This window comes from Aliirhizobium smilacinae (assembly GCF_006335145.1).
GTDB lineage: Bacteria > Pseudomonadota > Alphaproteobacteria > Rhizobiales > Rhizobiaceae > Neorhizobium > Neorhizobium smilacinae.
In genome coordinates, this window is the sequence record NZ_VDMN01000001.1 from 2137200 (window position 1) to 2149344 (window position 12145).

The following is a 12145-nucleotide window of genomic DNA, read 5'->3' on the forward strand; positions in this document are numbered from 1 at the left end:
TTAGGAAAACTGGGCTGTTACGCTCGAATTTTGTAATTTCGTCATTTCACTCTTGGTAAATGGTATTTTTTTGGTATCATTTCCGTGGAGGTACCAATGACGGGTTTCATTCTCGGGATAGATGGCGGCGGAACAAGCTGCAGGGCGGCGCTGGCCGATGCTGACGGCGTGATGCTCGGCCGGGGCAGGAGCGGCGCATCCAATATCCTGACCGACCCCGATACCGCCCTCAAGCACATTACCGAGGCCGCAAGGCTTGCCTTCGAGGATGCGGGACTGAAACCGCGGCTCGACGCGACACAGGCCATTCTCGGGCTTGCCGGCAACAATGTCGGCGATGCCGTTGGTTATGTGACGGCCCGCCTGCCGTTTGCCCGCTCGCAGATCGTCTCCGACGGTGTGATCGCGTTGCAGGGTGCGATCGGCGACGAGGATGGGGCGATCGGTATCGTCGGGACCGGAACCGTCTACATCATCCGCGACCAAGGCCAGTTCAGATCCATAGCCGGCTGGGGTTTTCAGGTCAGTGACCTCGGCAGCGGCGCAAGGCTCGGGCAGCTGGCGCTGCAGGAAACACTGCTCGCCTTCGACAAGATCCGGCCGATGAGCCTTCTGGCCGAGGCGATCCTTGCGGAATTCGACGGCAATCCGGAGCTGATCGTCGATTTCGCGCGGCTGGCAAAACCCGGCGATTTCGGCCGCTACACGCCCAAGGTTTTTGAGTTCGCCGACCAGGGTGACGAGACCGCGCTGCGGATACTGAAAGTCGGGGCGAGTGGCGTCGATGAGGCGCTGGATGCTGTTTACGCCGTCACCGGAGCCGCGGGTAAACTCTGCCTGCTCGGCGGTCTGGCGCCGCTTTATCCGCCCTATCTGGCCGAACGACACCGGACACGCCTTTCCGAACCCCGGGCCGACGCGTTGACAGGTGCCGTCGAGCTGGCCGTAAAGGCTTATGCGGAGAAATCGGGGGTGCGCGCATGAGCGATGCGCTGACCGCCATCCTTCCCCTCGACGGACTGCAATCGGCCGGATCGGGGCCGCTTTATCTGAAGCTGCGGCAAAGTCTCGAAGACGCCATTCTCTCCGGCAAGCTCGGCCATGGCGATGCGCTGCCGGCCGAACGGGATCTTGCCGATTATGCCAATGTCAGCCGTGTCACGGTGCGCAAGGCGGTCGACGATCTCGTCAGGGACGGGCTTCTGACGCGCAGGCACGGGTCCGGCACATTCGTGGTCAAACCGCTATCGCGCGTCGAGCAGCCGCTGACGAAGCTGACCTCGTTTACCGAGGATATGGCACGGCGTGGGCTCGTTTCACGGTCCGAATGGCTGGAACGCGGGCTCTTTCATCCGTCGCCGGAAGAGATGATGATGCTGGGTCTCGCGCCCGGCACGATGGTGGCACGGATCGGCCGCCTGCGTTTCGGCAACGACATGCCGCTTGCGATCGAGCGGGCCAGCATTTCCGCCGAATTCCTGCCCGACCCGACCCTGCTTACGGGTTCGCTTTACGCAGAACTGGAAAAAAAGGATGCGCGGCCGGTGCGCGCGATCCAGCGGATTTCCGCCACCAATATGAAGAAGACCGATGCCGGGCTGCTGGAAGTGCCGATCGAAGCTGCCGGCCTGTCGATCGAACGGGTTTCCTATCTGGCGTCCGGGCGCGTGGTGGAATTGACCCGTTCGCTCTATCGCGGCGACGCCTATGATTTCGTGGCCGAGCTCTCGCTCGGCGAAAACTGACACTTCGAGGACCGTAAGATGCAGACCCATATGCGCCAGGAGATCAACGAGATACCGGAAGCAGCCGCACGTCTGCTCGACCGGTCAGCCGCGGACTTGGCCAAAGCAGGACACGCGCTTCGGAAAAAAGACCCCGCCTTTCTGGTGACGATCGCCCGCGGCTCTTCCGACCATGCCGCGACTTTCATCAAATATGCGATCGAACTGACGGCCGGCCGGCCGGTCGCCTCGCTCGGGCCATCGCTCGCCTCGATCTACGGCGCCGACCTAAAGCTCGGCGGCGGCGCGGCCATCGCCATCTCGCAGTCGGGCAAAAGCCCCGACATCGTCGCCATGGCCGATGCGGCAACGAAAAGCGGTGCGGTTACAATCGCGCTTACAAACACCCTGCCATCGCCGATCGCAGAAGCGTCGCTGCATGCGGTGAATATCAGCGCCGGTCCCGAACTTGCCGTCGCAGCAACTAAGTCCTTCGTCAATTCGATTGTGGCCGGTCTGGCACTTCTGTCGGAATGGACTGGTGACGAGGCGTTGAAGGCTGCCGTTCGCGCTCTGCCAGGCCATCTGGAAAAGGCCGTCACGCTCGACTGGAGCGAATTCGCCGGCCAGCTCGGCGATGCGGAATCGCTTTACATGCTCGGCCGCGGCCCGGCGCTGGCGATTGCCAGCGAGGCGGCACTGAAATTCAAGGAAACCTCCAACATGCATGCCGAGGCCTATTCGGCGGCTGAAGTGCTGCACGGACCGGTGGCGCTGGTGGAGAATAGGTTCCCGGTGCTCGCCTTTGCCGCCCGCGACGCAGCCGAAGCCTCGATCGTGGAGATCGTCGACAGCCTCGCCGGAAAACGGGCACTGGCTTTCGCAACCTCCGACGCGGTCAAGGCTGCCCAAAGGCTGCCTTTCGTCGCGACCGGTCATCCGCTCACAGATGCCCTGACACTGATCGTGCCGTTCTACGGTTTTGTCGAAGCATGGTCCCGCTCAAAGGGTTTTGATCCCGACCAGCCCGCAGCTCTGAAAAAGGTCACGGAAACGCTATGACCGAGACAAAAGCACTTATCGGCCAACGCATTTTCGACGGCACGGACTGGCATGAAAATGCTGCAGTCGTTTTCGAAGGCGGCAAGATCACGGCCATTCTGCCGGTCGAGCAGCTCGCACGGGAGATCGAAAAGATCGAGGGTGGCGAGATCATCGCACCGGGTTTCATCGATCTGCAGGTGAATGGCGGCGGCGGGGTGCTTTTGAACGAGGAACCGACGGTCGAAGGCCTGATAACGATTTGTGCCGCGCATGCGAAATTCGGTACGACGTCCCTTCTGCCGACGCTGATCACCGATACGTTCGAGATCACCAGCCGCACGGTAACCGCAGGTATCGAAGCGAAGAGGCTCGGCGTTCCCGGCTTTCTGGGCCTGCATCTGGAAGGTCCGCATCTCTCCATCGCCCGAAAGGGTGCGCATGACCCGGCGCTGATCCGGCCGATGGACGATCGGGATCTCGAAATGATCCTTTCCTGCGGCGAGGCGCTTGATGCGCTGATGGTGACGATCGCGCCGGAGAGCGTCTCTCCCGAACAGGTCAACACCCTCGCACGCGCCGGCATTACAGTCAGCCTCGGCCATACGGAAGCAAGCTATGACACGGCTCGCCTCTACGCCACGGCCGGCGCGCGGACTGTGACCCATCTGTTCAACGCCATGAGCCCGCTTGGTCACCGCGAACCGGGCATGGTCGGCGCCGCACTCGATACGAGGAACCTTCACGCGGGCCTGATCGCCGACGGCCTGCATGTGCATCCGGCAGCGATGGCTGCAGCTTTGCGTGCCAAGAACGGACCAGGCAGGATTTTTCTTGTGACCGACGCGATGTCGCCGATCGGTACCGATATGACCTCCTTCACCCTCAATGGCCGCGAAATCCTGCGCCAGGACGGCCGGCTGACGCTTGCGGACGGCACGCTGGCCGGTGCCGATATCGACATGGCATCCTCCGTGCGGCTGGTTCATGAAACGCTCGGCCTTCCGCTTGAGGAAGCGCTGCGCATGGCCTCCACCTATCCGGCGGAAGCCGTCCAGATCGCCGAGACCAAGGGATCGATCAGGCCAGGCCTCGACGCCGATTTCGTGGTACTGGACGCCAGTTTGCACACGCAGAACACATGGATCGGCGGTGTGGAAGTGTATCGGCCCTAAAGCCCCTCATCCGGCTGCCGCCACCTTCTCCTCGCAGGCTGGAAGAGAGTTAGGGTGAGGGGCAGACATGGCCTATTTCGCAGCGGGAAAAATGATTACAACCCTCAGCCCCTCGCCGCCACGTCCGTCATCAAGACCGAGGCTTGCGCCATGCAGGCGCGCGATTTCATCGACAATCGGAAGGCCCAGTCCCGTTCCCGGTCGGCCCTGCCCGTGAGTACCCGCTTCGCCACGCTCGAAGCGCCTCAGCACGGCCTCGCGGCGATCGGGCGGGATACCCGGGCCGTTGTCCTCGACCTCGAGAACTGCCCTGTCCTCTTCCGCGCGCACGCGTACCGTCACCTCGGCGCCTGTCCCGGCATAAAGCAGGGCGTTGGAGATCAGGTTCTTGACCAGTTCGCCGATCAGGATCGGTTCGGCGATGGTCATCACCTCGCCCTCTCCTTCGAAACCGAGATCGATGCCGGCCTCGGCAGCGCGCGGCACATGTTCGGCGGTCACGGCACGGGCAAGATCCACGAGGTCGACTTCGCGCATCGCTTCCGGGCGGGCGGCGGCGTCGATGCGTGCCATGAGCAGAAGCTGCGCCAGGATGCGCTCGGCGCTGCCGACCGCTTCATCCGCCTTTTCCGCCGCCTGTTGAACTTCCCCAAGATTATCCGAGCGTCTGGCAAGCGTCAGCTGGGTGCGGACGATCGCCAGAGGCGTGCGCAACTGGTGGCCGGCATTGCCGGTGAAATGGCGCAGCGCATCGAGCGCGCCTTCAAGCCGGACCATGAAGGAATTGACCGTATCGACCAGTCCCTGCACCTCGTTCGGTACCCGCTCGGTAATCGGATGCAGATCGTCGGGGCTGCGCTCGGATAGCGCTTCGCTGAAGCGATAGAGCGGCCGCAGCGACAGCGTGACGGCGACCCAGACGATGGCGGCGGCACCAAGGATCATGAAGAGGATACGCAAGGCCGAGCGCAGCAGGATGGCATGGGTCAGCTGCTGGCGGGCAATCGTCGTTTCGGCCACCGTGACAGTGAAAGGCACCGAATTGATGCCGGTCGAAGCCGAGCGCGCCAGTGCCGCGACACGGATCGGTTCGCCGCGAAAACTGGAATCGCCGAAGGCCGCCGCCTGCCCTTCGCGCCGCGGGATCGATGGCAGGTTCTGATAGCCCGTGACGAAAGTGCCGGGCGGTCCGTCGACCCGGTAGAAGACCCGGTCCTGCGCAGCCGATGTCAGCATTTCCAGCGCGACATAGGGGATATCGACTTCCAGCGAGCCATTTTCCGAGACGATGACCCGCTCGGCGATGGCAAGGGCCGAGCCGGCAAGCACGCGGTCGGAAACCTCGTTGGCAGTATCGATCGCCTCGTCCCAGGTATCGATCATGGCGATAGCGCCGATCGCCGCCGTTGAGACCAGCAACCAGGCGAGCAGCCGGCGACGCAGGGAATAGGCGCTCAGGACCGCAGCCGTCATGAGGCCCCACCTGACGCAGTGCTCACGGCTTCGAGATAATAACCGATGCCGCGGGCCGTCTTCACGGTCAATCCATGCGGCATCAGGCGTTTTCTTAGCCGGCTTACATATTGCTCGATCGCGTTGGCCGACAGGTCGTCGTCAAAGCCGGTCAGCGAAGCGACGATTGCTTCCTTGGAGACGACTTTTCCCATTCGGAGGAACAGCAATTCAAGAAGCGCGATCTCGCGCGCCGGGATGTCAAGCGGCGTGCCGTTGCAGGAAAAGGTGCGCGAGGTGAGGTCGAAGGTAACGCCGCCATGGCTGATCAGCGAGCTGCGCAAGCCGGCCTGGCGACGCAGCAGAACCCGGATCCGCGCCTCGAATTCCGGCACGTCGAAGGGTTTGATCATGTAGTCGTCGGCGCCGAGATCGAGCCCGCGCACCCGCTCTTCCGGCAGACCCCGCGCGGTCAGGATCATCACCGCAGCACGGTTTTGCCGGGCCCGCATGGCGCGCAGCACGTCGAGGCCGTCCATCTCCGGCAGGTTCAGATCGAGGATGACCAGATCATAGGCCTGAGCGACAACCGCCGCTTCTGCAGAGGCGCCATCGGCAACGAAATCGACGACATAACCGCTGCCGCGCAAGATGGCCCGCAGGCCCTCGGCCAGAGCCAAATTATCCTCGACCAGAAGTATGCGCACGAAATCCCCCCATTTGCCCGCCGACTATAGTCGGTGAAGCGGAGGGATGTCACGATGGCACACCGCTTATGCTCAGGGACGGCCGAGATAATCCATCTTGCCGATCGGCACGCCCTTGTGGCGCAGGATCGCGTAGGCCGTGGTGACGTGGAAATAGAAGTTCGGCAGCGCAAAGCCGAGGACATAGTTTTTGCCGGTAAAGACTGTTTCGCCCGAGCGGGTCTTCAGCACGACCTCGATGTCCTCGCGATCGGCCATGCCCGTCGGCACGACGGCGTTGAGGAAGGCAACGGTCTTGTCGATACGTGCGTGAAGATCGGCGAAGGTTGCTTCCTCGTCGGCCATCGAGACATTTTCGGCAGCGCCGAGACGGACCGGCACGAATTTGGCGGCATCGCTTGCCCGCTGGATCTGCCCCGTCAGCGGCAGCATGTCCTCGATCAGCCGCGCTTCGAGAAGCTCCTTATGGGCGATACCCTTCTCGTCGGCAAATGCCTCGCCCTTTTTCAGGATTTCGGTGAGGTTGGCAAAACCGCGCAGGAAAGCCGGGACGGAAACGTCATAAAGCGAAAGCGACATGGAGATCTGACCTCGTTGAGGGTGGCAGGAACGGATAAGGTCGCCCTCAGATAGTCCGGCTAAACTGCGAAACAAGACAGCCGAAACGAAACTCTCCCAACCCTTGCCGGAAGGTGATGAGCTGCGGCGGCTTGCCGCAGCCCCAAGTGTCGGGCATTCTCGAATAATGATGCGGTTTCTTATCCTCTGTCTCTGTCTTGCCGGGCTCTGTCTCAGCGCCCTGCCCGTTCCAGCCGTGGCGGATGTGCTGATGTTTCCGGCGCCGTCCGGCAAAAAAGATGCACCGGTCCTGACGGTCTATTCTTCGCTCGACGAACCGTTGGCGAAACCGATGATCGATGGTTTCCAGGCCGCAAACCCGGATGTGACCGTTTCCTACGAGGACATGTTGACCGGCGAGATCTACGACCGGATCGTGCGCGAAACGGATGCGGGCAAAAAAACCGCCGATTTCGCCTTTTCGTCTGCCATGGACCTGCAGGTTAAACTCGCCAATGACGGTTATGCCCAGGCAAGCGACCTGCCGATGAGCGACCGGTGGCCGGAATGGGCGAACTGGCGCAATACCGTCTATGCGCTGACCTTCGAGCCTGCCGTTTTCGTCTACAACAAACCGAGTTTCCAGAACGAGGCGCCGCCTTCCACCCGCGCCGAGTTCATAGAGTTCCTGCAGAAGCACGGCGATTCGATCCATGGGCGGATCGGCACCTATGACATCGAACGGTCCGGAGTCGGCTTCCTGTTCATGTCGCGCGACCAGGAACAGTTCGGCGATATCTGGTCCGTGGTGCGGGCCATGGGGTTTGCCGGCGTGAAACTCTATTCGACCAGCGGGGCTATCCTCGAACGGGTAGCGGACGGACGTTTTCTGCTCGGCTACAATATCGTCGGCTCCTACGCCGCCGACTGGGCCTCGCGCAGCCCGAATGTCGGCATCGTATTGCCGAAGGATTATACCGTCGTCATGTCGCGCATCGGGCTTGTACCCCAGGCAGCAGCCCGGTCGGATCTCGGTAAGCGCTACCTGGAATTCTTCATGTCGAAAGAGGGCCAGACGATCATGGCGCGCGAGCTGCAGATCCCGGCCGTCAGCCCGGAAGTGGCCGGCAATAATACCGCGACGACGATGCGCGAAATGCTCGGCGGGCAGCTGAAGCCGGTTCCCGTCAGCCTCGGGCTGATGGTCTATCTGGATCAGGTGAAACGGGCGCGGCTGATCGCAAAGTGGAATGAAGAACTGAGGCTGCAGTAGGCTGAAAAATGGCTGGCAGAAGCGTTTCGCTTGCTGCAAGAATGACAGCCGTCAAGCGATGTCAGGTAAATGTCAGCTTCCTGTGATCGCTTAAGGCATCCGGAACCCATGGAGGTGGGGCCGTCGATAACGGGAGGAGAACGGCAGGGGAAGCTATCGCCCTGCCCAATGCGCCCTCTCGTTGCGTAAAAACACTTCGTCCCACGGGACGACAACGGAGGACATACCTTGAAACATTTCTTGCTCGCTTCCTTCCTCGCGGGTGCAATCGCCCTTCCGGCGGCTGCGGCCGATTATTCGATCATGGCACCGGCAGCGCCGGGCGGCGGCTGGGACCAGACCGCGCGCACGATGCAGAACGTGCTGCAGCAGGAGAAGATCTCCAAGCGCGTACAGGTGATGAACGTACCGGGCGCCGGCGGCACGATCGGCATTGCCCAGTTCGCCAGCCAGCAGAAGGGCAACGCGAATGCCCTGATGGTCGGTGGTTACGTCATGGTCGGCGCGATCCTCACCAACAAGTCGCCGGTCACGCTGAAGGATGTCACCCCGATCGCCCGTCTTACCGGCGAATACGAAGTGATCGTCGTTCCGACATCGTCCGACATCAAGTCGATCGGCGATCTGATCACCAAGCTGAAGGCTGATCCGGGCTCCGTGTCCTGGGGCGGCGGCTCGGCCGGCGGTACCGACCATATCGGTGCAGGCCTGATCGCCAAGGCGGCCGGGGTCGATCCGACCAAGATCAACTATATTGCATTCTCCGGCGGCGGCGAAGCACTGGCCGCGATCCTCGGCAGCCAGGTGACCGCAGGCATTTCGTCCTACGGCGAGTTCGAATCGCAGATTAAGTCCGGCACACTCCGTCTTCTGGCTATCTCCTCGGCGGAAAAAGTTGCCGGCATCGATGCCCCGACGCTGAAGGAATCCGGTCTCGACGTCGTGCTGCAGAACTGGCGCATGGTTGCCGCGGCTCCGGGCATCTCCGACGAGCAGAAGAAGGCGGTCACCGCCGATGTCGAAAAGCTGGTGAAGTCGGCCTCGTGGCAGGAAAATCTGAAGACCAAGGGCTGGATGGACACCTACCTTTCCGGTCCGGCCTTCGACGAGCAGCTTGCCAAGGACATCGCCTCCACGGAGACGATCCTGAAAGAAATCGGACTGGTTAAATGAGCCTCGACACCAACAAGACCAGCAGTGAGCGCCGCCCGGATTGGGCGGCGCTTGTCATTGCCGCCGTCCTCGCCATCGTCGCCGTCGTCATCTTCGTCGATGTATCGCGTCTGACAGCTACGACCGGTTATTCGCCGGTCGGACCGGCCTCGGTTCCCTACTGGATCGCCTTCGGGCTGATCGGCCTTGCCATCTGGACCGTCTTCGCCGCATTCCGCCGCGACTTTCCCGAGCGTGAGCGTCAGGAAGTCAGCCCGGTCCTATGGATCGTCGGCGGGCTTCTCGCCCAGATGATCCTGATCCGCTTTGCGGGCTTCTCCATCGCCACCGGCATCATGTTCGGCTGTGCGGCACGTGGCTTCGGCGCACGCAGGCTGCATATCAGCATCCCGGTCGGCATCATCATCTGTCTCGCCATCTGGTGGCTGTTTGCGGGCGTATTGCAGCTCTCGCTTCCCGCCGGCCCGCTTGAAAACCTGCTTCAGTAACGGGGCTGGGGAGTCAATCTCATGAGCACATTCGAATTCCTTCTCCAGGGACTGGTCTCGGCCGCAGAGCCGATGAACCTGTTCTATGCGCTGATCGGCGTGACGCTTGGCACCATGGTCGGCGTGCTGCCGGGTATCGGCCCGGCCACCACAGTCGCGTTGCTTCTGCCCGTCACCTACCAGCTCGATGCGACCGGCTCGCTGATCATGTTCGCCGGCATCTATTACGGTGGCATGTATGGCGGCTCGACGACCTCGATCCTGCTCAACACGCCGGGTGAAAGCGCCTCGATCGTCACCGCGCTCGAGGGCAACAAGATGGCCCGTGCGGGTCGAGGCGGACCGGCGCTCGCGACAGCGGCCATCGGCTCCTTCGTCGCCGGCCTGATCGCGACCCTCGCGCTCGCTTTCATCGCGCCCTATATCGTCAAGCTGGCGCTGGTCTTTGGCCCACGCGAGTATTTTGCTCTCATGGTGCTCGCTTTCGTTACCGTGTCGTCGGCTTTCGGCAACTCGACGCTGCGTGGCCTCACCTCGCTGTTCATCGGTCTTGCCCTTTCGCTCGTCGGCATCGACCAGCTGACCGGCCAGAACCGCCTTTCCTTCGGCGTTCCCGACCTGCTCGACGGCATCGAAGTGACGACCATGGCGGTTGCGATGTTCGCGATCGGCGAGACTTTGTTCATCGCCGCGCAGGGCGCACAGGCTCCCGACAAGATAGAGGCGATCAAGGGCTCCGTCTGGATGACAGGCCAGGACTGGGCGCGCTCGTGGAAAGCCTGGCTGCGCGGTACCGTGATCGGTTTTCCGATCGGCGCCATGCCGGCCGGCGGCGCCGAAATCGGTACCTTCCTCTCCTACGCGACGGAAAAGAAGCTCTCCAAGCATCCTGAAGAATTCGGCAATGGCGCGATCGAAGGCGTCGCGGGACCGGAAGCTGCCAACAATGCGTCTGCCGCCGGCACGCTCGTACCGCTGCTGACACTCGGCCTGCCGACCTCGGCAACGGCTGCGATCATGCTCGCCGGTTTCCAGCAATACGGCTTGCAGCCGGGCCCGCTTCTGTTTGCGACCAATCCGCAGCTCGTCTGGGGTCTTATCGCCTCGCTGCTGATCGCCAACCTGATGCTGCTGGTTCTCAACCTGCCGCTGGTCGGTCTGTGGGTGAAGCTGCTGACGATCCCGAAACCGTGGCTTTATGCCGGCATTCTGGTGTTTGCGACGCTCGGCACGATCGGCGCCAACCCGTCGGTGTTCGAACTCGGTATGCTGCTTGTCTTCGGCCTCGTCGCCTATGTCATGCGGGTGTTCGACTACCCGATCGCGCCGGTCATCGTCGGTCTGATCCTTGGCCCGCTGGCCGAACAGCAGCTGCGCCGTGCGCTGTCGATCAGCCAGGGCGATGTGACGGTGCTGTTCACCTCGCCGATCGCAGCCGTTCTGCTACTGCTTGCTGCAACTGCATTGATCCTGCCGCTGGTGCTTCGCCTGCGCGGTCGCGGCGACGTGCTGAACCAAATGGCTGCCAGCGAAGACTGAAACAAACCGGTCCTTTCAGGACGGAAAAGCCCGGCACTCTAAAAAGAGGTGCCGGGCTTTTTTATGTTTACCTGCTTAGGCAGTTTCAGTGTCCGAACACCGACCAGCCCGTCCGATCCGCCAGCATTTCCAACGCCAGCGACCCGACCAAAGAATTGCCATTGTGATTGAGGCCCGGCGACCAGACGGCGATCGACGCCTGCCCCGGGGCAACGGCCATGATGCCGCCGCCGACGCCGCTTTTTCCCGGCAGACCGACGCGATAGGCGAATTCGCCGGAGCCGTCATAATGGCCGCAGGTCAGCATCAGCGCATTGATCCGCCGCGCCCGCTGGCTCGAGACGACGGTGTGGCCGGTCATCGGGTTGCGACCGCTGGCAGCCAGGAAAAGGCCGGCCCTGGCAAGCTGGGTGCAGGTCATGGCAATGGCGCAGTGGTGGAAATAGACACCGAGCACATGTTCGACCGGATGGCTGAGCTTGCCGAAGGAGCGCATGAAGTTGGCAAGCGCGAAGTTGCGAAAACCGGTCGCCTCCTCGGACTTCGCCACCGCGGGATCGATGGCAATCGTATCGTCATCCGCCAGATAGCGGACGAAACGCAGAATCTCGCCGATCGCCTCACGCGGCGTATGCCCCGCCAGCACGAGATCGCTGACCGCAATCGCGCCGGCATTGATAAAGGGATTGCGCGGCTTGCCTTCCTCATGTTCCAGCTGGATGATGGAGTTGAAGGCCGAACCCGAGGGCTCTCGGCCGACGCGGTTCCAGGTCGTTTCGCCATGTTTGCCGAGTGCCAGCGTCAAAGTGAAGACCTTCGACACGCTCTGGATCGAAAAAGGCTCATTGCAATCACCGGCGCTGTGAACGTTGCCGTCTGTGGTGACCAACGCAATGCCGAATTTCTTCGGATCGACATGGGCAAGCTGGGGGATGTAATCGGCGACCTTGCCTTCGCCCAGCCGCTTCTGCAGCTTTGCATGGATTTCATCAACGATTGCCTGCAGGTCGCTCAT

General features: G+C 62.1%; 12 protein-coding genes. 8 read left to right on the top strand and 4 right to left on the bottom strand.

Annotated elements, in window-relative coordinates; all coding sequences use genetic code 11:
• Positions 1-96 precede the first annotated feature (96 nt).
• Genes FHP24_RS10470 through nagA form a run of 4 tightly spaced genes read left to right on the top strand, consistent with a single transcriptional unit; the run spans position 97 to position 3940 of the window.
• Entirely contained in the window at positions 97-984 is an 888-nt protein-coding gene (locus FHP24_RS10470; protein WP_139675979.1) for an N-acetylglucosamine kinase, read from the top strand.
• Positions 981-1745 carry a GntR family transcriptional regulator gene (locus FHP24_RS10475; protein WP_139675980.1) on the top strand — a complete coding sequence of 255 codons (765 nt, stop codon included), beginning with the start codon at positions 981-983 and terminating at the stop codon, positions 1743-1745. The genes FHP24_RS10470 and FHP24_RS10475 overlap by 4 nt, the downstream gene beginning before the upstream one ends.
• An 18-nt stretch (positions 1746-1763) precedes the next feature.
• Complete coding sequence (locus FHP24_RS10480; RefSeq protein WP_139675981.1) at positions 1764-2786, top strand: SIS domain-containing protein; 1023 nt, start codon at positions 1764-1766, stop codon at positions 2784-2786.
• Positions 2783-3940 carry an N-acetylglucosamine-6-phosphate deacetylase gene (gene nagA, locus FHP24_RS10485; protein ID WP_139675982.1) on the top strand — a complete coding sequence of 386 codons (1158 nt, stop codon included), beginning with the start codon at positions 2783-2785 and terminating at the stop codon, positions 3938-3940. The genes FHP24_RS10480 and nagA overlap by 4 nt, the downstream gene beginning before the upstream one ends.
• A 72-nt stretch (positions 3941-4012) precedes the next feature.
• Here the strand turns inward: nagA and FHP24_RS10490 are convergent, their stop codons facing one another.
• From FHP24_RS10490 to FHP24_RS10500, 3 genes are all read right to left on the bottom strand, one after another.
• Complete coding sequence (locus FHP24_RS10490) at positions 4013-5413, bottom strand: sensor histidine kinase (protein ID WP_139675983.1); 1401 nt, start codon at positions 5411-5413, stop codon at positions 4013-4015.
• Complete coding sequence (locus tag FHP24_RS10495) at positions 5410-6099, bottom strand: response regulator (RefSeq protein ID WP_139675984.1); 690 nt, start codon at positions 6097-6099, stop codon at positions 5410-5412. The genes FHP24_RS10490 and FHP24_RS10495 overlap by 4 nt, the downstream gene beginning before the upstream one ends.
• A gap of 72 nt (positions 6100-6171) precedes the next feature.
• Complete coding sequence (locus FHP24_RS10500) at positions 6172-6678, bottom strand: DUF1993 domain-containing protein (protein WP_139675985.1); 507 nt, start codon at positions 6676-6678, stop codon at positions 6172-6174.
• 169 nt (positions 6679-6847) lie between these two features.
• On the opposite strand from FHP24_RS10500, the gene FHP24_RS10505 reads away from it, so the two are divergent.
• The 4 genes from FHP24_RS10505 (at position 6848) to FHP24_RS10520 (ending at position 11130) form a co-directional block, all read left to right on the top strand.
• Entirely contained in the window at positions 6848-7930 is a 1083-nt protein-coding gene (locus FHP24_RS10505) for an ABC transporter substrate-binding protein (RefSeq protein WP_139676223.1), read from the top strand.
• A gap of 228 nt (positions 7931-8158) precedes the next feature.
• On the top strand, positions 8159-9103 hold the full coding sequence (locus tag FHP24_RS10510; RefSeq protein WP_139675986.1) for a Bug family tripartite tricarboxylate transporter substrate binding protein: 945 nt from the start codon (positions 8159-8161) through the stop codon (positions 9101-9103).
• Positions 9100-9591: a tripartite tricarboxylate transporter TctB family protein gene (locus FHP24_RS10515; protein WP_139675987.1), complete on the top strand. Its 492-nt coding sequence runs from the start codon at positions 9100-9102 to the stop codon at positions 9589-9591. Before FHP24_RS10510 ends, FHP24_RS10515 begins: the two co-directional genes overlap by 4 nt.
• A 21-nt stretch (positions 9592-9612) precedes the next feature.
• Positions 9613-11130, top strand: a complete 1518-nt coding sequence (locus tag FHP24_RS10520; protein WP_139675988.1) for a tripartite tricarboxylate transporter permease — start codon at positions 9613-9615, stop codon at positions 11128-11130.
• Between the two features lie 85 nt (positions 11131-11215).
• Here FHP24_RS10520 and FHP24_RS10525 read toward each other — a convergent pair whose 3' ends face one another.
• Positions 11216-12145, bottom strand: a complete 930-nt coding sequence (locus FHP24_RS10525) for a glutaminase (protein WP_139675989.1) — start codon at positions 12143-12145, stop codon at positions 11216-11218.